Source organism: Acidiluteibacter sp. (genome assembly GCF_055129545.1).
In genome coordinates this window covers 453,952-478,139 of sequence record NZ_JBSRUB010000013.1, presented here as the reverse complement: position 1 = coordinate 478,139, position 24,188 = coordinate 453,952, and the positions used below count along the sequence as shown (strand labels likewise).

Sequence of the window (24,188 nt, the reverse complement as noted above, 5' to 3'; positions counted from 1 at the left end):
AAAACATTCTAGTCTACTAAAATTAATTATTCCTAAACTATTGTCAAATTGACTTATTCACTAATTCAATCATTGACTCATTGAATTAAAAACTCACTCCAAATCCCGAATCTTTGACTTTAATTGAATATTCCGTCCTTCAATAGAATTGATTCTTGCTTTAATAGAGCCAACTAAAATGGGAGTATCAATCAATAAGGGGATTTTATCGTCATCATCGGTCACCCAAACGGTCATGTCTTCGCCAGCATTAAAAATGGTGCCTTCGATTAATAGCGGTTTAAATTTTATCGTTTTAAATACTCCCATTCCCTTCACTTCTAATTCTTCACGTCCTAAAAATCGAATGTAAGACGAATGTTCTTCATTGTCCAAGAAGATAGTAATCGGAATCACATCGTTTACTTTCAGCTTGCTATAATCTAAATTTCTAGCATGATAAATCATACTCAACACATCAAATGCACATTTTGAAAAATTGACTGTATCCTTTTCTAATTCAGATTTTTTATCCGGTTTTCTTAGTGTAATTACTTTACCAGTTTTATGATTGAAGACATAATCTTCATAAATTTCATTACTTCCTTCTTTCACCTCTCGTTTAAAACGAATGGGTCGAAATGGAGCAACCTCAGCAATCACTTCATAGTTATCGCGCACTTTATACAACCAATCGTACTTTTTAAAAGATTGTCCGACACCTGAAATTTTATAATAGGGTTTGGAATTTACAGAAGTGGAATCTACTCTAAAAGTAACATTGCCAGCAGAAACCCACATGGCGCCCCAATTGTAATAAATGGTATATTCTGCCTTTTCCCCATAAGTGAATACGTTGGTTTTGTTCCTACAATCTGATTGATTGGATTGCCCCATCAAAAAAATACTACAGAAGATTAGAATAGAAAAGAAACCAACTTTTAAAGTTTGCATAGTTTTACAAAATAAACAACAATAAATCCATGGAATTTAAAATCACCACCGAATATATAGAACTCATAAAACTCCTAAAAGTTTTAGGGATTGCTGAAACAGGTGGTCATGCCAAAGCAATCGTTGAAGAAGGTGAAGTTAAATACAATGGAGCAGTTGATTTCCGCAAAAGACTAAAAGTTAGACCAGGCGATAAAATTGAGGTGGATGGAGAGACCATCACTATTCTTTAATACCGATTAAGCTACCAAATGTCACGTATTATGCTTCGACTTCGATCTGCATAAACTCTAATCCGCTCGTTTGTTAGCAGGTCGGCATTTACCAAAAATGCGTTTTTAAAAAAATCAACTTCACATTATATACTGCAACTTGTCCCTCATTGGAGGATTTAAAAACTTAATTGGTTTAATGCACCAAAAACTTTTTCAACGTATTCAACTCCTTCTCTGTCCAATCTTTTTTCAAAATCGCATTCCGTATCATTAATTGATACATGGTCTGTTCGTAAAAATGTTTGATTGTTCCATTTAAAGGTCCTCTCAAGCGTGAGTTTGCACTAAAAAGTCCTTCCAATATATATCCAATACCTTCTTCATTGATGGTATTCAATCGCTCCAAAGCAGCCGCTGCATTGGTTCGCGTAAGAAACTCATAAGAGTTGGACAAATAGCTTACTAATTCACCTAAATGCGCTTCATTTCCAGTGGTCAAATAGCTCCACTCCAACCATTTTATTCGGACATTCTTACTTCTATTTCCTATTCTATCTTTCGTTAATTCTAAATAGTTGGAAACATCCATTGGCCGGTAAAAAGACAATAAATCCAACGCTTTTTCTGCCACCACATTCGAAGGACTAGTCAATAAGGTAACATACAATGGCTCTCTCGCTTCATCAATAATAATGGTGTTGTTTAAAATGGTTTTATGAATTTCTACATCATCCGATTTAAACGCGTTCGAAAAAGTTTCATAATTCTCTTTCGCAGACAAATCCATCATGGCATGAATCACTAACTCAGATTTCACATCAGTTGACGTTTCCTTCCCAAACATCGCGGCGATTTCAGAGGGTGATAAAACTCCTCTTAATTGCAACAATGCCTCGTACCGATCAACTGCATTTGGTGCTTTTGCTGCTTGCGCTTTCAACTGCTCGTGCGGCTTATTAAAAGTGACTGCTTTGATGATTTCATTATTCGGATCAAACAAAACATAGTCGACTGCTTTACCTGCTTCTTTTGGCAATGAAACTGAATGGCTTTCATTTTCGATCCACTCTGTTTTTACAGTCTTTGAACCGTCCTTAAAGTGAACTTCAAATTGAATAGGCATTTTAAACAATCCCACCAATTCATTTCGCTCTTGAATTTGTTTTACTTCAAAACGGTATTCATTTTCCAATTCTTCAAAATTGACTTTGTAATGTGGCTCGCCACCTTTCAGCACCCACTCTTCCCAAAACCAGTCCAACGATAATCCTAAATTTTCCTGAAAAGCAATCAAGAAATCTTCGGTGTCCACTGTGCCATAGGCGTGCTTCTTCAAGTAATATTGAATGGTACTAAAAAACTGATCTTCTCCGACTACATTCTTCAGCATATACAGCACCAATGCTCCTTTCGGATAATGGCGAACAGTTCCTGCTTGAGAGTGTGCAATCGGTTTCAGATCTTTTTCTGATGCGCTCAATGCTTGCTCGATATAACCTCTTCTTACAAAATCAAAATAATCCTTTCCGAAAGCGACCCCTTGATACGTCATATCAAAATGAGTTGCAAAGCTTTCTTGTAACCAAGCATGTGTGGTCGTTCGAGCAGTCACCATGTCTCCAAACCATTGATGCGCCAACTCATGCGCATTCACACGAATGTAATTTCGATCTAAAAACTCACTGCTATCTACCAAGTAAAAATCACCAAAAATAGTCGCTGTTGTATTTTCCATGGCGCCATACATAAACTCCTGAACAGGAATCTGCGCATACGTTTCCCATGGATAAGCTACGCCAAATTTTTCTTCAAAAAAGTCAAACATGGCCACACTGTGACGATAAGTTGGCTCTACTTTATTTTGCTCTCCTTTGTAATAATACAAACTCATCTCAACGCCAGAAGCTGCTTTTCGTTTTTCGATTTCATACTCTCCGATTCCAAGCATGATTAGATAAGGTGCATGCGGATGAAAAATTTCATAATTCCACAACCTAAGTCCACCTTTTAGACCTTTACTTTTCTTCAATTTTCCATTAGAAAGCACTTGGTATTGCTCCGGCATGGTTACCACCATTTCGCTGATTACTTTGTCCGTCATGTCGTCAAACATTGGAATCCAATAGCGATTATCAATTCCTTGCCCTTGCGACCAAATTTGTTTTTTGCTCAAATTATTTGGATCGTTCCAACCTACAAAGTATAACCCTTTTCTTGGAGTCGCTTCATAAGTTATACTGATTGTATGATTTGATTTCCAAACCAAAGGAGATTGAAATTGAATCGAAATAATTTTATCGTTGTAGTCGTATTTTAGCTCCTTTTCGCCCATTTTTATAGATTTAATCTCCATATTAATGGCATCCAATTCAATGTGATCTACGGATTTTTGAAGCACTGTAAATTGATGTTCTACCTTCCCTTTTACCAATCCCTTTTCTGGCTCAAAGCTGATTTCCAGCTTCAAGTGCTGCATGTCTACAAAACGTTCACGCGGCACTCGGTTTTCATCTTCTAAAAATGTCCGTACCACTTCTTGTGCAAAAGCAGTAGAAATTAATAGTGCAGTCGAAAGTGTTAAAAGGAATTTTCTCATCATTTTATTAGTTTAAGTCGCTGCTGTAAACAGCAATTGCTTTGTCTCTTAAATTGTAAGCCGAACTCATCACCTCACCATAAGCTCCAGCGCTTCGAATGGCAATCAAATTATTTCGTTTGGTCATTGGCATCACTACTGCTTTGCCAAAGCAGTCAGAAGATTCACAGATTGGTCCAACCACATCATACTTTTCAGAATACTCCATCCCATGTTGGCTAATGTTTTCAATTTTATGATACGATTGATACAATGCTGGTCGAATCAACTCCGTCATTCCGGCATCTAAGATAGCAAAATTGGTTTTCTGACCATTTTTAATGTAAAGCACCCTTGAAATCAAGGAACCACACTGCGCCACAACTGCTCTGCCCAATTCAAAATGCACTTGCTGATTTGGCTTTACTTCCAAGAAATCAGCAAAAAGCTGAAAAAAGGCCGCAAAATCAGGAATGGAATTTTCGTCTACGTTTTCATAATCGATTCCAAATCCGCCTCCAACATTAATGTGCTCCACTAAAATCTGATTACTAATGAACCATTCTTGAATTTCGTTCACACGAAGGCATAAACTCTTGAACACATCTAAATCGGTGATTTGAGATCCGATGTGAAAGTGCAAACCCACTAACTTTAAATGATTGCATTTTGCAAGTACTTCTAGTACCTCTTCAAATTCCCAAGGATTGATTCCAAATTTATTCTCTTCCAATCCAGTGGTAATGTAATGGTGCGTTTTTGCATTCACATTAGGATTAATTCGCAATGCTACTCTTGCAATTTTATTGCGCTTCTCTGCCAATTCATTGATCACAAGCAGCTCCTGCAGTGACTCGCAATTGAAGCTAAAAATATCGTGATCCAACCCAATATTGATTTCCTTATCGCTTTTTCCTACTCCAGCAAACGCAATATGGTTGGATTCAAAACCAATTTCTACTGCTTTTAAAACTTCATTCCCACTGACACAATCGGCGCCTAAACCGGCTTGCTTTACATGCTCCAAAATTCGGTTGTTCGCATTTGCTTTCATGGCGTAATGCACATGAAAATGGTGTTTGTCTGATTCATTTTTTAAAACCCTCAACGTTTCCAACAACAATGCTTCATTGTAATAAAAGAACGGGGTCTCAAAGGCCTCAAATTGTTCGACTTTAAATTGCGTCATCTCCATTAAAATAAATGATTATTCAATGCTTGCAGCGCATTTTTAGTTTCACTTTTATTCACCAAAATAGAAATATTGTGATTGCTTCCACCATAGGAAATCATTCGAATTGGAATTTCCTTCAAAGCTTCAAAAACAGTATGTGCAATACCAGTTTTAGGGCTCGTAAAATCCCCAACAATACAGATTATGCTTTGGTCTTCGTCCACCTCTACGGTTCCGTAATGATTCAATTCTGCAATAATTTTATCGAGGTTTTTCGTATCATCAATAGTTACTGAAACCGCGACTTCAGAAGTGGTAATCATATCAATCGGCGTTTTATAACTCTCAAAAATCTCGAACACCTTTCTTAAAAATCCATATGCCAATAGCATTCTGCCAGACTTAATATTAATCGCAGTAATGCCATCTTTGGCCGCCACTGCCTTTATCCCTGTCCCTTTAGCTTCCGAAGAAATCAACGTTCCTCTATTTTCAGGCTGCATCGTACTTTTTAATCGCACCGGAATATTGGCCTCTTTAGCTGGTCGGATACTTGAAGGGTGTAAAATCTTAGCTCCGAAATAGGCCAACTCTGCCGCTTCCTCAAAAGATAAATGTTCTATCGGTCGAGTTTTATCTACTACTCGAGGATCATTATTGTGCATTCCATCAATATCCGTCCAAATTTGAACTTCATCTGCGTTGGCTGCAACACCAATAATCGATGCCGTGTAGTCACTTCCTCCACGTTTCAAGTTATCAATTTCGCCATAGGCATTTCGGCAAATAAAACCCTGGGTTACAAAACAGATTACCTCTTCATATTGATTTAACTCACGTTGTAAATTCTCTTTGATGTAATAATTATCTGGCTCCTCTTCCTTATCAATTCTCATAAAGTTAAGGGCAGGCAGTAATGCAGATTTTACTCCTGTTTCTTGTAAATACAAATGAAACAAAGCAGTGGAAATCAATTCGCCTTGTGCCAAGACTGCCTTCTCCTCAAAAATGGTGAACGAATCCAATGTAAATTGCTTCAAATAATTAAAATGAGAAGTAATCAACTCTTCACCCTTCTGTTTATAATCTGGAGTTGAAAAAAGTTCGTCAACGGTTGTTATATATTTTGCCTTTAGTCCCAACAATAAATCATTGGCCACTTCATTATTTTTTTGATGCAAATAATTGGCAAACTCCACTAAACTATTGGTTGTACCACTCATGGCAGACAACACAACTATCTTCTTATCAGATTGACTAACCAAATCAGCCACCATTTTCATTCGCTCAGCAGAACCAACTGAGGTACCTCCAAATTTTAGTATTTTCATTCCTTTTTTTATTGAATCGGCAAAGATAATGTTCTCAAAAGAAAAAGTATTCATTTTAGGCAGGCAGCGGTTCACTATTATTAAGGTTCTTTAACGCATGAGAATTTTTAAAATAGTTATTTTTGATGCCTTTAATCAGATTGAAATCCCCTTTTTTATATGATAAGCCTATTAAAGAAAGAGATACAAAGTTTTTTAGGTTCGCTTATTGGTTACATTGTCATCTTGGTTTTCTTGACGACGATTGGATTAATGATGTGGATTTTTCCAGGAAACAGTAATGTATTGGACAGCGGTTATGCTAGCATCGACACCTTGTTTACTGTAGCTCCTTGGGTTTTTATGTTTTTAATTCCGGCCATTACCATGCGCTCGTTTTCAGACGAGAAAAAAGCTGGAACAATAGAGTTTTTATTAACTCGTCCATTAACTGATGTTCAAATAATTATCGCGAAATATTTAGCGGGAGTTATTTTAGTGGTTATAGCGCTGGTGCCAACCTTGGTTTATTTTGCTAGCGTATATTATTTAGGAAGTCCTTCTGGAAATATTGATTTAGGTGCCATGTGGGGTTCATATCTGGGGTTAATCTTCTTGGCTTCTGGATTCGTTTCCATTGGTATTTTTTCATCCTCTATCACTGAAAATCAAATTGTATCCTTCATTATTGCTATTTTCTTGTGTTTCTTTATTTTCATAGGATTTGATTTTATAAGTTCCTTAGCATTATTGGGAAGCGTAGATTTATTTATCTTAAAATTAGGAATCAACGAGCATTACAACTCCATGAGTAGAGGAGTGATTGACACGAGAGATGCCATTTACTTTTTAGGGTTGATTGCATTATTCATCGTACTTACTAAAACTGTTTTATCTAGTCGTAAATGGTAACCAATATGTCTAAAAAAACGTCAAATAAAACTAAAAGCAACAAAGCAACTGACCTCATCAATTTATTGATTTGGATAGTCATAATAGGTCTTTTCAGTTATATCGGGTCTTATTTTTTCTACCGATTCGATTTAACTTCTGAAAAAAGATATTCAATCTCTGCCCCATCCAAACAGTTGGCTAAAGAATTGGAGGATATCGTCTATTTCAAAGTTTATTTAGAGGGAGATTTTCCTGCAGGTTTCAAACGTTTGAGAGATGAAACCAAAGAAATGCTGGATGAGTTTAGAGCCTATTCTGACGGAAAAATAGAATATGAATTCATTAATCCATCAGAAAATCCAGACGAAAAAGAACGAGACAAAATCTATAAACTGCTATATGAAGTTGGATTACGTCCAACGGATTTAGAAATAAAGGAAGAAAGTGGAATTTCAAATAAACTGATTTGGCCTGGTGCATTGGTTTCCTATCGAGGAAAAGAAACTCCGTTGCAATTACTAAAAAGTTCCACAGGTGCAGCACCTGAAGTCATGCTGAATCAATCTATCGAAGCTTTAGAGTATGAAATAGCAGCTGCAATTAAGAAAATAATCTCTGTCCAAAAACCAAACATTGCATTTATTGAAGGCCATGGAGAGTTGGACAAGTTCCATACTGCTGATATCACAGCTACTTTAGAGGATTATTATGATGTATCGAGGGTAAACTTAAATGGAAATGTAAAAGCGTTGAGTAATCGATTTGGATCGGACACCAATAGCATTTACATGATGAATACCTATGAATTGTTAATCATCGCGAAACCTGATACCGCATTCTCTGAAAAAGACAAATACTTAATTGACCAGCACATTATGCATGGAGGAAAAGTGTTGTGGATCATCGATCAAGTAAAAGCCGAAATGGATAGCTTAAGCAGTAAGAACAATCATGTTTTCATGGCTTTGGGGAATAATTTAAATTTAGATGATCAACTCTTTAAATACGGAGTTAGACTCAATAAAGATTTAATACAAGACATACAATCAGCACCCATCCCAATCGTAACAGGGATGATTGGAAATCAAACCAAAACAGACCTTTTTCCTTGGAATTTCTTCCCAATGTTCTTGCAACAAAACAACCATCCAATCACGAAAGGTTTAGATGCAATTCGAGGACAATTCGTTAGCTCAATTGACTTGGTTGGAAATCCAGAGATTAAGAAAACCGTTTTACTGGAAACTTCACCCTACACTAAGGTAGTAATGGCTCCAACAAGAGTGAGTTTGGATATGGTGAAATTTGAACCTCAAAAAGCTCAATACAATCAGCGAAATGTACCTGCAGCAGTTTTATTAGAAGGTGAGTTTGAATCAGTATTCAAAAATCGTTTAACTTCAAGAATAGCAAGCAATGAATTGATGAAATACAAGGAAAAAAGCGATCCCAATAAAATGATCGTTATTTCTGATGGAGACATGATTGAGAACTACGTTAAAGAAAGCACCAAAGAATACTACGCTCTTGGTTATGATCGATTTACCAAAAAACTTTTTGCAAATAAAGACTTTATATTAAACTGTGTCAATTACTTGGTGGATGATTCAGGATTAATGCTAACCAATTCAAAAACACTCTCCATCCGATTATTGGATAAAGAGAAAATTAAAGGAGACCGTTTTCTGTGGCAAGCAATAAATATTGCAGGTCCAATATTCATCATCCTTCTGATGGGAGGAGTTATTTTCTTGATTAGAAAAAGGAAATATACCAATAACTAGATAGTATGAAAAGAACACTATTACTTTTAAGCGCCGTTGTAATTTTAGGCGGTATCGCTTTTTATATCTCAACAAATGATAAAAAGGCAACAATAGGTGAAGAATACACTGACTTTGCAATAAAAGATACGGCAAATGTTGTGAAATTTAAGATCACCAGCTTAAATGAATCTGCAACGCTAGTTCGAGAAAAAAATAATTGGACCGTTAATGGCAACTTAATTGCTCGGCCTGATGCCATCCAACTAATACTTAAAACATTCAATCAAATAGAGGTATTGAATCCAGTTTCTGATTTAGAAATGTCAGCGGTTGTTAAATTCTTAAGTACTTCAGCTGTTAAAGTTGATATTTACACCAAAGAATCAGGAGACAAACCACACAAAACTTGGTATGTAGGAATGGCCACCGAGAGTAACATGGGCACCTATATGCTTTTAGAGAAAGATGGTAAAAAGTCTAGTCGTCCTATGGTAACACACTTACCGAGCAATTATGGGTATTTATCTAGTCGATTTTTCACCAAGGAATCTCTTTGGAAAAATCCAATTGCTTTGCAAATGCCAGCCCAAGAAATCAAATCTATCACCATTGAAAGCCCTTCAAAAGAGCACCCAGAATATAAATTTGAGAATTTAGGTAATAACCAATTTAGATATACCGATCTAACAAATGGTGCAATAACTAAACTGTCGCCTGAAATTGCCATTCCTTATTTTAGAAGGGCTTCTTCACTTGCTTATGAATACGAAGATGTGAAAACTGAGAAAGAAGTTTCAGATTCTATTTTTAGCTCAACTCCTCAATACGTATTGACATTGGAGCGTCTAAACGGGGAAACTCAAACCTTAAAAGCATTTTGGATGCCAGTTCTAGAAACTGCAAAAGACTTAGAAGGCAGAAAATTAGAACATCACAATGAACGCATGTATGCCCAAAGCTCTATAAATAAAGATCGTGCATTAGTAATTCAAAATTATTTATTCGACCAAATCTTAAAACCGTTTGACACCAGAGACAGCTTGGCTGTTGATAAGTAATTGTAAGTTTTCGAGGTCAATTTTACCGAAACCTATAAATTTGTATCAAGTCAATCACTATAATTTATTTACATGAAATTTATTGTTTCCAGTTCGGCATTGCTAAAACAACTTCAGATTATTTCAGGAGTTTTGAATAGCAATAACTCATTGCCTATTTTAGATAACTTTTTGTTTGAGATTAACGAAAACGAAATCACCATTTCAGCTTCTGATCTTGAGACAACTATGACTACTAAATTAAAAGTAGAGGCTAAAGACAGCGGGCTTATCGCAATACCTGCGAAATTACTTTTAGATACTTTAAAAGCTTTTCCAGAGCAACCATTAACTTTTTCTATCAACGAAAAAACGTTTGCGATTGAAATTAGTTCTGACTTCGGTCGGTACAATTTAACTGGACAAGATGCAATAGAGTTTCCTAAAACGCCTTCTATTGAAGCTCCTTCAGTGATGAAATTAGAAGCGTTTATGTTGGCGAGCGCAATAGAAAAAACAATTTTTGCTTCAGGTAACGACGAATTGAGACCTGTGATGTCAGGTGTATTTTTTCAACTATCTAAAGAAGGAAGCATTTTCGTTGCAACCGATGCTCATAAATTGGTAAAATACTCAAGAACGGATGCTGTTAGCGATAAAAGTGCTTCGTTCATTATGCCTAAAAAATCATTGAACTTATTGAAAAATGTATTGGGTACGGTAAGTGACGAAGTTTCTGTTGAATACAACGACACAAATGCATTGTTTTCTTTCGCTAGCACACAATTGACTTGTCGATTGATCGATGGTAAATATCCAAACTACGAAGCTGTTATCCCAAAAGAAAATCCAAACAAATTAACGGTTGAGCGCACATCATTTTTGAATGCAATCAAACGAGTTTCTATTTTCTCAAGCAAAACGACTCACCAAGTAAGATTAAAAGTAACTGGTAGTGAGTTGACTATTTCAGCGGAAGATGTTGATTTTGCAAACTCTGCAACTGAGCGATTGACTTGTCAGTATGACGGAGAAGACATGGAAATTGGTTTTAACTCACGTTTTTTAATGGAGATGTTAAACAACATGCGTTCTGAGCAAGTAAACTTGGCAATGTCTGCACCAAATAGAGCAGGTATTTTAACCCCAGTTGAAAAAGAAGACGAAAACGAAGATGTATTAATGTTGGTGATGCCGGTAATGCTGAACAACTAAAATATAATTTATTACACACATAAGTCCCGTTCTGAGATCACACTCAAAGTTCGGGACTTTTTTATTTGATCAAAATGAAAACACTACTTCAAGAAATGTGCTCGGTGAGAGCAGCCTCAGGCGATGAATCTCCAATGAAAGAGTTTCTATTGAATTACATCAATAAAAATCAGTCTAACTGGAAAGTGCAACCAACCATCATTCAAGGTGACGATTTTCAGGATTGCCTCATTCTAGTATTTGGAAAACCTAGAACGGCCATATATGCTCACATAGATTCTATTGGTTTTACCGTTGGTTATGACAATGAATTGATAAAAATAGGTGGACCACGAATAATTGCAGATACAATATTGGTCGGTAGCGACAGTCAAGGGGAGATAGAGACGAAGTTAATCATCGAAGAAACGAAGGACGAAAAAACAATTCGTTGTGATTTTGAAAGAACGATCGACAGAGGCACCAACTTGACTTTTAAATGCTATTTTAGAGAGTCAGATGATTTTATCGAAACTTGTTACCTCGATAACCGACTAGGCGTTTGGAATGCGTTAAAAGTAGCAGAAACATTAGAAAATGGAGCCATCGCATTTAGTTGTTGGGAAGAAACTGGTGGTGGCAGTGTCGGTTATTTGGGTAAGTATTTATTCGAAAAATACCAAATTCGCCAAGCGCTGATTTCTGATATTACATGGGTTACAGAAGGTGTGAAGCATGGAGCAGGAGTCGCCATTTCATTGCGAGACTCAGGTTTGCCAAGAAAAAAATATTTAAATCGAATTTTAGAAATCGCTAGAAAAACAGACATCCCATTTCAGTTGGAAGTAGAAAGTGCAGGAGGAAGTGATGGCAATGCGCTACAGCGCTCATCCTATCCAATAGATTGGTGTTTTGTTGGAGCACCAGAGGACGGTGTGCACAGTCCAGACGAAAAAGTGCATAAAGCAGACATAAAAGCCATGCATGAATTGTACAGTGTGCTGATGGAGAAATTATAATAAAACAAAACGCCGTTCAAGATCTTGAACGGCGTTTTGTTTTCATTTCGGATATTATTTACTCTCCCATCATCATTTCACTCATCGACATCACATTGTATTCTTTAGGAGAAAACTTAGTTGTTTTCTTAGGGTTTACTTCTACCACCTCTAACTTACTTTTATTTCCGTCCTCGTCTGTTGAAGTCGCTTCCATAATAGCACCCTCTGGCATCTGATCAAATCCAGTATTTCTGGCTTTAAATAACTGGTGGAAGACATCGGTAAAATTCATTTTCAAATCATTGGCTACCCAAAACTCCGAACTCGTCCCCTCTGATTTACCGACGTATTTTGTACACGAATATCCTTGAATAACCTTGGTTTGAGAAGTCTTAGTAATTGACCCACTTTCTTTACTAGACGTTTCTACTCCCATCATATTTACGCCATCCTTTGGCAACTTCATTGCTACACCTGATCGATCACCTGACTTGTCTTCCATTAGAGTGATCATGGCCTCTCCTTTCACATCCATCAAAATTGACATTTTTTCTTTGGCAGGTTTCCCATTTTCTTCCAGCATTACTATACCGAATTCCTCCCCATTGTCGGAGAATAACATTTCCATCTTACCGGTGTTCTTTTTGGCTCCAGTAGACGTTATTTCTGAAGTAGCATAAACAATGGATTTAGTAAAAACATAAACATCTTTATATTTTACATCTCCCATCATACTGCCCATCATAGCTTTTAACTGAGCTTCAGTCATTTCATTCTGACCAATACTCAACAGCGACAACAAACTTGCGAAAAATAGACCCATTATTTTTTTCATATCAGTGCGTTTTAAGATTTGAGACTTCTAAATTAAAACTTTAGTTTTATATACAATAACTTTTAGCCATGACCATTCATCAAATTCTTCTTAAATTTTGGGGATATAGTAGCTTCCGAGAAAAGCAGGAGGATATTATTCAGGCCGCTATAGATGGAAAAGATACCTTGGCATTGTTGCCAACAGGTGGTGGAAAGTCAATTTGTTTCCAGGTACCAGCGCTCGCCAAAGAAGGGCTTTGTATTGTTGTTTCTCCATTGATTGCCTTGATGAAAGATCAAGTGGAAAATTTGAACAGTAGGGGAATTAAAGCAATTTCATTGACCTCGGGAATGCGCAAACGAGAAATTGACATTGCACTGGACAATATGGTGTATGGAGATTATAAATTTTTATACGTGTCTCCTGAACGATTAGAAACAGAGCTTTTCCAAGAGCGAGTAAAAAAAATGAAAGTCAATTTAATAGCAGTAGACGAGGCGCATTGTATTTCCCAATGGGGTTATGATTTTCGTCCCTCTTATTTAAAAATTGCAAACCTAAGAACGCTCTTACCTGATGTTCCTGTATTGGCATTAACGGCAACTGCGACTCCTGAAGTAGTAGAAGACATTCAAAAGCAATTGAAATTCAAAAAGAATCACTTGATTCAAAAGAGTTTTGAGCGAAAAAATGTAGCTTATATTATTCAGCAAGAAGAAGATCAGTATGGTCGATTGCAGAAGATTCTACAAGGGGTTAAAGGAACTGGAATAGTTTATGTCAACAGTAGAAAACGCACACAAGTGATTGCCCAATACCTGCAACGAAATGGTTATTCTGCCGATTATTATCACGCAGGATTAACACACCTTGAGCGCAGTAAAAAACAAGAGCAATGGATGAAAAACGAAACCAGAGTAATTGTTGCGACCAACGCTTTTGGGATGGGAATCGACAAACCAGATGTTCGATTTGTAGTGCATTTGGATTTGCCTCAAACTCTCGAAGCTTATTTTCAAGAAGCAGGACGAGGCGGGAGAGATGAGAAAAAAGCTTATGCCGTATTGTTGACGAAACCTGCAATGACAGATGAACTCAAGAAAAGGATCACACAAAATTACCCAGAGATTCCGTTTATAAAAAACTGCTATCAAGCATTAGCGAATTACCTGCAAATCCCAACGGGCTCTGGTGAAGGAATGTCCGTTCATTTTGACATCATCGAATTTAGTCATCGCTTTAATTTTAGTCCGATTGATGCCTTTAGTGCTTTAAAGTTTTTGGAAAAAGAAGGTTACCTTATCCTTTCTGAAGGATTTCATTCTCCTTCTCAAATTATGATTACCCTCTCTAAAGATGATTTGTATCAATTTCAAGTGTCCAATATAAACTATGATGGATTTGTGAGAATGTTATTGAGAAACTTCGAAGGCTTATTTGATGGCTACGTTAAAATCAATGAGTTTGATATTTCGAAAAAGCTCAAAACGAGTTCCAAGAAAGTCGTTGATTTATTAAAAAAAATGCACCAATTGGAAGTGATCGATTATGTGGAGCAAAGCAGTTTACCACAATTAACATTGGCCATGCCCCGATTGGAGCAAGCAGCATTGCGAATCTCCAAAGAAAATTATAGCGCCCTAAAAGAAAATGCCTTCAAAAAAATGAAGGCGGTGATAGACTACGTCAACTCAGAAACCACTTGCCGTTCTCAATTTTTATTGAATTATTTTGGTGAAAAGAACAAACACCGATGTGGCATCTGTGATGTTTGTTTGGAGCAAAACAAACTGGAACTGAGCGAACTTCAAACCAAAGAAATTACTGCTGAGATATTCAAAATAGCTCAGGCTGGGGAATCTACTTTAACAGATTTAGCAGATAAAATTAGACGATACAAAAAAGATGATGTGATTAACATCGCTCAATATTTAATTGATAATGATGAGTTGGATGTGGATGAAAAGGGAGTTTTAAAAAAATCCTAACCAATCATCTCAATAAAGTCATCCTCTGAAATAATATTTACTCCCAGCTTTTCGGCCTTTTCCTTTTTTGCCGGGCCCATTTTGTCGCCAGCAATCAAGTAGTTTGTCTTGGCCGAAATAGAACCCACATTCTTTCCACCATTGTCTTCGATGGCTTGCTTTAAATCGTCTCTTGAGAATTTTTCAAACACACCTGACACCACAAAAGTTTGACCTTCGAGTTTGTTGGAAGCTTGAGTGGATGCTACTTCTACTATTTCAAACTGAAGCCCTTTATCTTTTAATTTCTGAATCAATTCTCTATTTTTTTCCTCCGAGAAAAAATGTATCACACTTTCGGCAATCTTATCTCCAATTTCATCTACAGCCACTAGCTCTTCAGCAGTCGCTTGCTGAATCGTCTCAATATTTTTCAGTGCTTTCGCTAATTTTTTAGCCACAGTTTCTCCAACAAAACGAATCCCAATGGCAAACAAAACACGCTCGAAAAGGATTTTTTTAGATGCTTCTACGCCATCTACTAAATTATTCGCCGACTTCTCAGCCATTCGTTCCAACGGCAATAATTGCTCGACAGTTAAATCATAGATATCACTGATATTATTAATCAGTCCAGCTTCATACAATTGCTGAATCGTCTCCTCTCCTAATCCATCAATATCCATGGCTTTTCGAGAAATAAAATGCGCCATTTTCCCCTTTATCTGAGGCGGACACGCCCACTCATTCGGACAGTAATGCTGCGCTTCTCCTTCTATTCTTCTCAGTTCGCTCCCACATTCTGGACATTCCGAAATGTATTGATTTGGTTGACTATCCGCAGGTCTTTTGGTCAGATCCACGCCTACAATTTTTGGAATGATTTCTCCTCCTTTTTCAACCAATACGGTATCACCTTCCCGCACATCTAGCTTTTCAATTTGGTCAGCATTATGCAAAGAAGCCCTCTTCACCGTCGTTCCAGCCAATAGAACTGGCGACAAATTAGCCACAGGTGTTATTGCTCCTGTTCTCCCCACTTGGTAAGTAATCTCTTCCAAAATGGTTCGAGCTTGTGCAGTTTTGTATTTATAGGCAATCGCCCATCGTGGATTTTTAGCGGTATAGCCCAATTCCTCTTGCAAATGATAATCGTTTACCTTGATCACAATACCATCAATTTCAAAATCCAATTCATGGCGATGTTCCTCCCAATAATCTATAAATTCAAAAATCTCATCAATGGAATTGCATTTTGCAATCATGTTTTTTTCCTTTGGTGGAGCTTTAAAACCCCACTCTCTCGCCTTGTTTAAACTATCGAAATGGGTCTCCATCGGTAGATTTTCCCCTAACACATAATATAGGTAACTGTCTAAAGTTCGTTGAGCTACCACACTCGAATCTTGCATTTTTAATGTTCCAGATGCTGCATTTCTCGGATTAGCCAAAGTGGCTTCTCCTGCCTCTTCTCGCTCTTCATTAATACGTTGGAATACGGAAAGAGGATAAAAAATCTCTCCACGAATCTCGAAATCAGCAGGATAATTTTCACCCTGCAAAGTCAAGGGAATACTTCGAATCGTTTTCACATTCGCCGTTATGTCATCGCCTTTACTTCCATCTCCTCGAGTAACCGCACGCTGTAATTTTCCATTGACATAAGTAATTCCAATGGCCACACCATCGTATTTCAACTCACAAACGTATTCCACCTCTCTACCTGCTAACTTCTGTACTCGTTCGTCAAAGTCGGTTAAGTCCTCCCGATTGTAGCTATTTCCCAATGAAAGCATCGGATATTTGTGCACAACTGTTTCAAATTTCTTGGTAACCTCACCACCTACACGCTTTGTTGGGGAATGTGGGTCGGCCAATTCTGGAAATTTTTCTTCCAACTCTTGTAGCTCTTTCAACAATAGATCAAAGTCGTAATCGCTTACCGTTGGGCGATCTAATTGATAATAGTTATAGTTGTGTTGATGAAGTTCCTTGGTCAATTCCGAAATTCGATCTTGTGCTTCTGTTGCTTGCATGAAAAGTAAATTTGAAACCTCTAATTTATTGAATCCAAGTTTTAGTCGCTATCTTTATTCAAAATAATTCACATGCGTTTTACAGAAAAATACAGCCGTTTTTTCAATTATTTTTTACCGACTCCATTTACCATAGCTATACTACTTTTTGTGATTACCTATGGAATTGCTTTAGTGTTTACCACTCCCTCAGACTCTACTAGTTTAGATTATAGCATCCAATTATTGCAATTTTTTGAAACCGGTTTTTGGAACAATGGGTTATTGGTATTTGCCATTCAAATGATGCTTATTCTAGTGTTGGGGCATACTTTGGCATTGAGTAAACCTTTTGATCGACTGATTCATTTCTTTGTCAAATTTTGTGACACTAGTGCAAAAGCTGCTTTTCTAGTCACATTCTTTACCATTATCATGGCTTATTTTAATTGGGGATTTGCATTGATTTTCGGTGCAATCTTCGCACGAAAAGTGGGAGAATATGCTACTAAAAATAACATTCCGATAAATTATCCATTAATTGGCGCTGCAGGATATGTTGGCTTAATGGTTTGGCATGGTGGATTTTCAGGCTCCTCCTTAACGAAAGTAGCTGAAACAGGTCATTTAAAAGCATTGATGCAAAACATACTCTCTCCAGAGCAGTTAATCAATTTACCAGAACAAATCGATTTTAGCCAAACTGTTTTTTCTTCCATGAACTTGTACGCTTCTATTGGTGTGCTTCTAGTTGTTCCTGCTGGATTATATTGGATCGGCAAAAAGTCCAAAAATGAAAAAGTGCCCCAATTAATTATTTCGAAGGAAAAAGAAATAAAGACTGAAAAGAGTAAAGGTGCTGAACGATTTGATAATTCTAGGCTGTTTGCAACTATCATCGGAGGTGTTTTTATCTTATACTCTTTTTACAGCGCTATTTCTTCCTTCTCTGAAACCGGCTGGGGCTTCATTAATTTAAATTACATCAATTTTCTACTTTTTGGATGGTGTATCCTCTTTCATCAGCGGATTAAAACATTCTTATCTGCTATAGATGAAGCTATAGGCGGTGCTGCAGGAATTCTTATTCAGTTCCCCATTTACTTTGGTATCATGGGCATTATGAATAGTTCTGGGCTGATCGATCTGTTTTCTAATTTTTTCATTTCCATTTCCACCTCCACCACTTTTCCCATTTTTACTTTCATTAGTGCAGGAATTGTCAATGTATTTGTTCCCAGCGGTGGCGGTCAATGGGCAGTGCAAGGCCCCATAATTGTACAAGCAGCACTTTCCCTTGGTGTGGATCTTCCAAAAAGTATATTGGCCTTGGCCTATGGCGATCAAATCACCAATATGTTGCAACCATTTTGGGCCATCCCACTATTGGGAATAACAGGCCTGAAAGCAAAAGAAATTTTGCCTTATACTTTATTAATGATGGGATTGGGATTAATCGTATACATCTCTGCGATATTGCTTTTCTAGGGATTAAGCTTTGGTGTCCAATGCATCTCGAAGTCCGTTTCCTAACAGTACAAATGCAAAAACCAGGAAGAAAATTGCGACACCTGGCAACAATGCTAAATAAGCATCACCAGTAATCACATAGCCTTTGTGTTCGCTGATCATTTTACCCCAAGTAGCTTGTGGTGGCTGTGCCCCTAACCCTAAGAAACTTAGCCCAGCTTCTACCAAAATTGCAGAAGCAAAATTAGCAGCTGATATTACGATTACCGGCCCCATTACGTTGGGCAAAATGTGATTTTTAATGATTCTCGAATTGCTAAAACCCAATGCTTTTCCAGCCTCTACAAATTCCTTCTCTCTTAAACTAATGACTTGACCACGGACCACACGTGCCACTTCTACCCACATCGTTAATCCTACAGCCACAAACACTTGCCAGAATCCTTTACCCAATGCCAAAGCAATTGCGATTACCAATAACAGTGTTGGAATACTCCACACCACATTGATCAACCATACAATAAAATCATCTACTTTACCTCTATAATATCCACCTATGGCGCCCAATGATATTCCTATTATCAAGGAAATAAAAATAGAAATTGCACCAACAGTAAAGGAAACCCATGTTCCTGCCATTAATCGGCTCAACAAATCTCGACCATATCGATCAGTTCCCAACCAAAAGGTATTTTGATGGATTAATTCATTTTCTATTCCTTTCGAAAGGTTTTTATCGTTAATATTTAGCTGATTGGCTTTGACTAGGTCTGTATAAGAATATAATAACACTTCTCCATTATTGACATCGTCACCAGTAAATCGCTCTACTGCAATTGAATCTTGCTTCAGTTCATAACTATAAATGGGAAAAGTAACTGCTGTTTTTTCACGTCCAAATAACCATTGATGGAGAATTGATTCCTCAGAAGGTAGATTAGAAGCTTGAAAGAATTGGACTGAAAATCCAGGTTTTTTAATGGACAACTCCAAGTATTGATCATTTGCTTTGGGTGTGGAATCCTTTCGAATAAAAGGACCTACAACTGCGACAGCCAAATAAATCAAAATCACAAATACACCAGACATGGCCACAGGATTCCTCCGTAAACGGAACAAAGACAATTGAAATAATGATTTTGATTCTTGGTCTTTCATTAAATTGGATAGGTTCTTTTTTTCCAGCTGAATTGTCCAAATTGAGAACTTATGGCTACAAAAATAATGTAGAAAGGGTGAAGTATTTCAAGGAGCACGAAATAGTTTAACAGATTCAATTGTTGAATACTACTTAAATATTTCTTGAGGAGAAGATAATCAATCAACCCCTTCAACAGCAAGGGGAAAAGCCAAGCGAAAGTGTTGTTACTAACAAATAGCTGAATGAAACTATAGAGAACAAAAGCATTCGTAAAAAACACCAATAACGAAACTAATTTTATCTCCCTATCAATATAATATTTTGATTTTGAAGCCCATCTTCTACGTTGATTTATAAAATGCGCAAAACTTGGTTCTGGTTGTGTTTCCACAAAACTACCACTGCTATTGACAAATCGGAACCCATTTGAATAATGCTTTAAACAATATTGCAATAGAAAAATATCATCTCCACTCGGCGTTGGCAATTCTTTCATTTTTGAATTAACCTCCACAAATAATTGTTTCCGAAATGCCATATTTGCAGCATTGAGCATGATGGGTTTATTATTTTGGGCCGCTCCGATAGAACTTGCAATCAAACTTGCAAATTCTAATGCTTGGAATCTTTCAAACCAATTGCTGTATTTCATTCCAACTGGGGCTCCTACCAATTGTATATTCTCATCTAAAAATTGTTGAGTCATTTGATTCAACCAATTTTCAGAAACCGTACAATCTGCATCAGTTGTACATATAATCGTTGCTTTTGATAAGGACACACCAAATTCAAGCGCAGCTTTCTTGCCTGTCCCATTGGTTAATTTATAATAGTTAAATCGGTCATCAGAAATTAATAATTCTTGAATTCGTTGAAATGAATGATCATTCGAATCGTCGTCAATTAACAGCACCTCAAAGTTTAGGTGAGATTGATTTTGCAAAGACTCCATCAAAGTAGGCAAGTGATGTTCTTCATTTCTGAATGGAATTATCACTGAAACTAATTCCGTTTTAATAAATGATTTTGAAGGAGAATCGTCAACCCTAAATGCCATAAAATTTCTAAGGGTATAGAATACATACCAAAAGACAATGACATAATAAAATAGAATTTCCCCCATTATTTAGAACGATTTAGTATAAATAAGCCAGTTCCAATTAGCGAAGGTATAACAATATTTATTCCCCACACGAGGGCTGCAATAATCAAAATCACCTCTTCGGAAGAGATAAAAGTTCCAAAAATCATAAGGTTCACTGCCCCCCTCAAAAGTAAATCAGATAAAGTAGAAGTTGGAATAATAGTAGTCAGCAGGTATATCGTAGAAATTGCAGAAACCACCAAAATAAAAGGAGCCTCTTTTTGAAAAGCTTTTATTATGAAGATGTATTGAAGCATGAAAACAAGGTACCTCACAAGTGCTAGAACAAAAACTTTCTGTAAGACCTGCTTATCAACATTTATGAACCAATTGAAACGGGCAGAAAATTTATTCAACCATTTTAATTTTAAAATCAATAAAATCAACAGTTTCATTCTAAATACAAGAACAATAAAACTCAAAACGGTGAATATTGAGACACTATAGATTAGTTTTTCATGACTAAAAGAAAAAAGCGCTTGATTCATCCAGTAGACTAACCCACACCCCCCAATCAATATAGTAACTGCAGTTTGATAAATAGAAGCTACAAAACTAGCATGGATTGATTCTAGCCTATTATCAGGATCGATAAATCTTAGTCTTCCGGCAAAGTCACCTACTCTGTTAGGTGTTAAAAATCCAACAGACAATCCCATAAAAACAGAGATTAGTTTAGCTTTAAAAGTTAGTTTTTGAAACAAATCGACTAATATGCCCCATTTAGCAGCTTCTAACATCCAGTTTAAAAACATTAAAAAAAAACTTCCAATCAAGTAGGGTAAAACAATGGATGTTGTTGAGATTTTGGAAAAATCTAATGATTCGATCCGATCAGAAAGTTGAAAATAGATAATAGCTATAATCACCAATCCAATCAATGGAAACAAAAAGGGGAAAATTATTTTATATAGCTTTGTTACTCTATTCACCTCATACAAATATAGTGGAAGATAAGGTTATTTTAGGCATCGATCCGGGCACGAATGTGATGGGCTATGGAATTATTCACATAAAGAATAAACAAATATCCCTGCTTGCTATGGGAGTGATTCAACTCACTAAATTGGGTGATCATCAAGTTCGATTAAAAAAAATATTTGAACGCACCATTCATTTAATTGAGGAATACAAACCTGATGAAATGGCTATTGAAGCCCAATTCTTTGGAAAAAACGTACAATCCATGCTTAAATTGGGAAGAGCTCAAGGAGTAGCAATAGCAGCCTCATTATCGCGAGACATTCCTGTAGAAGAGTATTTACCTAAAAAGGTTAAAAAATCAATTACGGGAAGAGGAGATGCTACGAAAGAACAAGTTGCAGCCATGTTAAAAAATCATGTTCCCTATGAAATTGATCCAAAATTCTTAGATGCAACCGATGCATTAGCGGTCGCAATTTGTCATTACTTTCAATCAAATAGTCCCATCAAGAAAACAGGAGGCTCTTCAGGGTGGGATGCTTTTTTACGACAAAACCCTGATAGAATAGGTTAGATTAAATTGCCTTGCTTATTTTAGTTGCTATAGATTCCAACTCCATTTGATCCAAAGTTAATTTAGGCGCCGCAAAATTGATATCACTTACTGCATTAATCGGGACCAAGTGAATATGCGCATGAGCTACTTCAAGGCCAATTACAGCCACACCAACCTTCTTACAAGTAATCTCAGCTTTAATTCCATTTGCCACCTTCTTAGCAAATAACCACAAGGCTTGATAATCGTCATCAGACATATCAAAGATATAGTCTACCTCTATTTTAGGAATAACTAAAGTATGGCCTTTTGCCAACGGACTAATATCTAAAAAAGCTAAAAATTGATCATTCTCAGCAATTTTATGGCAAGGAATTTCACCAGCTAGTATTTTTGAAAAGATAGTACTCATAATTATCTGCTTATCTCAATTATTTCAAACTTTATCAATCCTGATGGAACCTGCACTTCAGCTATATCGCCAACTTTTTTACCCAATAATCCCTTACCAATAGGAGAATCAACTGAAATCTTTCTAGCTTTCAAGTCCGCTTCTTTTTCAGAAACCAAGGTGTATTCCATTTCAGATTTATTAGCGATATTTTTTATTTTCACTTTACATAAAACCAACACCTTCGAAGTATCTAATTGAGTCTCATCAACAATTCTGGCATTCCCAATCAACGTTTCTAATTTAGAAATTTTCATCTCTAATAAACCTTGGGCTTCCTTAGCTGCATCGTACTCAGCATTTTCAGACAAGTCTCCTTTATCTCTTGCTTCACCAATTTGTCTAGAAATACTAGGACGTTCAACATTCCTAAGTTGTTTTAATTCATCCTTTAATCTTTGTAATCCCTCTTCTGTAAAATAGCTAACGTTTGACATAATTGTGTACGATTATAAATTCAAAAAGAGAATCCCGATAAATCGAGATCCTCTTTCATATAAAATATTTTAATTATTCTAATCTATAGACCTAAACGAATTCCTATAGTATGGATTCCATTAAAGCTTCTTGTTGCTCTGTATGCATAATCAAATCCTAAAGTCGTTCCACTTTTACCTAAAGGAAACTCAATTGACGCTCCTGCAGTAGGTCCAATAAGTACAGTTCGAGTTAAATCTTTATCTAGTGCATCTTCTTCGTAAACATAACCTCCACGCAACATGAACATTTCTCTAAAAGCATACTCAACACCAATGTTAATTTGATCTCTAGTAAATGAATTAGAAGTAAAGTTTCCAGCTGCTGTCAATCGGTGCAAAGAACTTACCTTGTTCTTAATCGTATCCACACCTGATAAAAAGAAATCATACGATAAACCAATCATAATTTGTGAAGGTATTTCGTATTCTGCAGACCTTTGACTTAATGTTCTAACAGTTTCATTTTCTGGCAAACTTGTACGAATTGACAAACCATTACCTTGTTGCTTCATAGGTGGACCTACATTTCTTAAAGTAATCCCAAATTGAATTTGATCATACTTTCCAGTTACGTATTTTACACCTGCATCAATTGCAACACCCGTAGCTTTAACTGTAGGCAATGCCTCATTGATAATTTTAACAGTCAATCCTCCATAAATACTGTTTGAAAATGTCTTTGCGTAGGATACTCCAATTGTAAGGTAGGAAGGGCTAAAAGTACCAATTCCACCTTCAGGTATTTCAACTGTAGTGATTTCATTGTCTCCAAAAGACATTGCATTTACAGTTAACCCTAAGACGCCAGATTCTCCAACTTTTTGAGCTAAACCAAAAGCATTTATTTTAATTCCAGAGCCACTCAAGTAATTAGAACTTGCAAACAAAATCTCTGTTTTTTCAATTTGTGCCAATCCAGCTACATTCAGACTGGTTGCCTCTAATCCTCTTATTGAAGTCGAATTTGCATTACCAAATCCAGAACTTCTCCCCCATGGATTTGTAAGTACTTGAGAAGAACCTGCCTCACCAGCTCTATCCTCGTTTCCAGCAAAAGCTGCAGGACTCAAGGCTAGTATTGAGAGCAATATTGGCAATATTTTAGTTAATTTTTTCATAAGTATA

The 24,188-nt window shown here is 36.6% G+C and carries 21 protein-coding genes; 9 read left to right on the top strand and 12 right to left on the bottom strand.

Features of this window, described 5'->3' with window-relative positions; translation table 11 throughout:
• Nucleotides 1–93: 93 nt before the first annotated feature.
• Nucleotides 94–933, bottom strand: coding sequence for a DUF3108 domain-containing protein (locus ACTB0X_RS08110; RefSeq protein WP_463024497.1), 840 nt, complete (start codon nucleotides 931–933; stop codon nucleotides 94–96).
• 29 nt (nucleotides 934–962) lie between these two features.
• Here ACTB0X_RS08110 and ACTB0X_RS08105 point away from each other — a divergent pair, with 29 nt between their 5' ends.
• Entirely contained in the window at nucleotides 963–1,166 is a 204-nt protein-coding gene (locus tag ACTB0X_RS08105) for an RNA-binding S4 domain-containing protein (protein WP_463024496.1), read from the top strand.
• 175 nt (nucleotides 1,167–1,341) lie between these two features.
• On the opposite strand, the gene ACTB0X_RS08100 is transcribed toward ACTB0X_RS08105, so the two are convergent.
• From ACTB0X_RS08100 to ACTB0X_RS08090, 3 genes are read right to left on the bottom strand one after another with little or no spacing between them, the layout of a single operon-like run.
• Nucleotides 1,342–3,744, bottom strand: a complete 2,403-nt coding sequence (locus ACTB0X_RS08100) for a M1 family metallopeptidase (protein WP_463024495.1) — start codon at nucleotides 3,742–3,744, stop codon at nucleotides 1,342–1,344.
• Nucleotides 3,745–3,751: 7 nt separating this feature from the next.
• Nucleotides 3,752–4,912, bottom strand: coding sequence for a diaminopimelate decarboxylase (lysA, locus tag ACTB0X_RS08095; RefSeq protein WP_463024494.1), 1,161 nt, complete (start codon nucleotides 4,910–4,912; stop codon nucleotides 3,752–3,754).
• 5 nt (nucleotides 4,913–4,917) lie between these two features.
• On the bottom strand, nucleotides 4,918–6,228 hold the full coding sequence (locus ACTB0X_RS08090) for an aspartate kinase (protein ID WP_463024493.1): 1,311 nt from the start codon (nucleotides 6,226–6,228) through the stop codon (nucleotides 4,918–4,920).
• 159 nt (nucleotides 6,229–6,387) lie between these two features.
• Here ACTB0X_RS08090 and gldF point away from each other — a divergent pair, with 159 nt between their 5' ends.
• From gldF to ACTB0X_RS08065, 5 genes are all read left to right on the top strand, one after another.
• The gene (gene gldF, locus ACTB0X_RS08085; protein WP_463024492.1) at nucleotides 6,388–7,119 is read left to right on the top strand and encodes a gliding motility-associated ABC transporter permease subunit GldF; all 732 of its coding nucleotides are present in this window, start codon (nucleotides 6,388–6,390) and stop codon (nucleotides 7,117–7,119) included.
• A 5-nt stretch (nucleotides 7,120–7,124) separates the two neighbouring features.
• Nucleotides 7,125–8,885, top strand: coding sequence for a gliding motility-associated ABC transporter substrate-binding protein GldG (gene gldG, locus ACTB0X_RS08080; protein ID WP_463024491.1), 1,761 nt, complete (start codon nucleotides 7,125–7,127; stop codon nucleotides 8,883–8,885).
• 5 nt (nucleotides 8,886–8,890) lie between these two features.
• On the top strand, nucleotides 8,891–9,925 hold the full coding sequence (locus ACTB0X_RS08075; protein ID WP_463024490.1) for a hypothetical protein: 1,035 nt from the start codon (nucleotides 8,891–8,893) through the stop codon (nucleotides 9,923–9,925).
• Nucleotides 9,926–9,997: 72 nt separating this feature from the next.
• Complete coding sequence (dnaN, locus tag ACTB0X_RS08070) at nucleotides 9,998–11,119, top strand: DNA polymerase III subunit beta (RefSeq protein WP_463024489.1); 1,122 nt, start codon at nucleotides 9,998–10,000, stop codon at nucleotides 11,117–11,119.
• A gap of 74 nt (nucleotides 11,120–11,193) precedes the next feature.
• The gene (locus ACTB0X_RS08065; RefSeq protein WP_463024488.1) at nucleotides 11,194–12,117 is read left to right on the top strand and encodes a M20/M25/M40 family metallo-hydrolase; all 924 of its coding nucleotides are present in this window, start codon (nucleotides 11,194–11,196) and stop codon (nucleotides 12,115–12,117) included.
• Nucleotides 12,118–12,175: 58 nt separating this feature from the next.
• Here the strand turns inward: ACTB0X_RS08065 and ACTB0X_RS08060 are convergent, their stop codons facing one another.
• Nucleotides 12,176–12,934, bottom strand: a complete 759-nt coding sequence (locus ACTB0X_RS08060) for a DUF4412 domain-containing protein (protein ID WP_463024487.1) — start codon at nucleotides 12,932–12,934, stop codon at nucleotides 12,176–12,178.
• Between the two features lie 68 nt (nucleotides 12,935–13,002).
• Between ACTB0X_RS08060 and ACTB0X_RS08055 the strand changes: the two genes are divergently transcribed.
• Nucleotides 13,003–14,904 (top strand): RecQ family ATP-dependent DNA helicase, encoded by a 1,902-nt coding sequence (locus ACTB0X_RS08055; protein WP_463024486.1) that lies wholly within the window; start codon nucleotides 13,003–13,005, stop codon nucleotides 14,902–14,904.
• Here the strand turns inward: ACTB0X_RS08055 and ligA are convergent.
• Nucleotides 14,901–16,919, bottom strand: a complete 2,019-nt coding sequence (gene ligA / locus ACTB0X_RS08050; RefSeq protein WP_463024485.1) for an NAD-dependent DNA ligase LigA — start codon at nucleotides 16,917–16,919, stop codon at nucleotides 14,901–14,903. The genes ACTB0X_RS08055 and ligA overlap by 4 nt on opposite strands.
• 72 nt (nucleotides 16,920–16,991) lie before the next feature.
• On the opposite strand from ligA, the gene ACTB0X_RS08045 reads away from it, so the two are divergent.
• A complete protein-coding gene (locus ACTB0X_RS08045) occupies nucleotides 16,992–18,386 on the top strand; it encodes a short-chain fatty acid transporter (protein ID WP_463024484.1) in 1,395 nt (464 codons plus the stop codon).
• 3 nt (nucleotides 18,387–18,389) lie between these two features.
• On the opposite strand, the gene ACTB0X_RS08040 is transcribed toward ACTB0X_RS08045, so the two are convergent.
• Genes ACTB0X_RS08040 through ACTB0X_RS08030 form a run of 3 tightly spaced genes read right to left on the bottom strand, consistent with a single transcriptional unit; the run spans nucleotide 18,390 to nucleotide 21,585 of the window.
• Nucleotides 18,390–19,526, bottom strand: a complete 1,137-nt coding sequence (locus tag ACTB0X_RS08040; protein WP_463024483.1) for an ABC transporter permease — start codon at nucleotides 19,524–19,526, stop codon at nucleotides 18,390–18,392.
• Complete coding sequence (locus ACTB0X_RS08035) at nucleotides 19,526–20,632, bottom strand: glycosyltransferase (RefSeq protein WP_463024482.1); 1,107 nt, start codon at nucleotides 20,630–20,632, stop codon at nucleotides 19,526–19,528. The genes ACTB0X_RS08040 and ACTB0X_RS08035 overlap by 1 nt, the downstream gene beginning before the upstream one ends.
• On the bottom strand, nucleotides 20,632–21,585 hold the full coding sequence (locus ACTB0X_RS08030) for a hypothetical protein (protein ID WP_463024652.1): 954 nt from the start codon (nucleotides 21,583–21,585) through the stop codon (nucleotides 20,632–20,634). The genes ACTB0X_RS08035 and ACTB0X_RS08030 overlap by 1 nt, the downstream gene beginning before the upstream one ends.
• An 11-nt stretch (nucleotides 21,586–21,596) precedes the next feature.
• Here ACTB0X_RS08030 and ruvC point away from each other — a divergent pair, with 11 nt between their 5' ends.
• A complete protein-coding gene (ruvC, locus tag ACTB0X_RS08025) occupies nucleotides 21,597–22,151 on the top strand; it encodes a crossover junction endodeoxyribonuclease RuvC (protein ID WP_463024648.1) in 555 nt (184 codons plus the stop codon).
• Nucleotide 22,152: 1 nt separating this feature from the next.
• Here the strand turns inward: ruvC and ACTB0X_RS08020 are convergent, their stop codons facing one another.
• From ACTB0X_RS08020 to ACTB0X_RS08010, 3 genes are all read right to left on the bottom strand, one after another.
• A complete protein-coding gene (locus tag ACTB0X_RS08020; RefSeq protein WP_463024481.1) occupies nucleotides 22,153–22,545 on the bottom strand; it encodes an HIT family protein in 393 nt (130 codons plus the stop codon).
• Between the two features lie 2 nt (nucleotides 22,546–22,547).
• On the bottom strand, nucleotides 22,548–23,021 hold the full coding sequence (gene greA, locus ACTB0X_RS08015) for a transcription elongation factor GreA (RefSeq protein WP_463024480.1): 474 nt from the start codon (nucleotides 23,019–23,021) through the stop codon (nucleotides 22,548–22,550).
• An 83-nt stretch (nucleotides 23,022–23,104) separates the two neighbouring features.
• The gene (locus ACTB0X_RS08010) at nucleotides 23,105–24,181 is read right to left on the bottom strand and encodes a PorV/PorQ family protein (RefSeq protein WP_463024479.1); all 1,077 of its coding nucleotides are present in this window, start codon (nucleotides 24,179–24,181) and stop codon (nucleotides 23,105–23,107) included.
• Nucleotides 24,182–24,188: the final 7 nt, after the last annotated feature.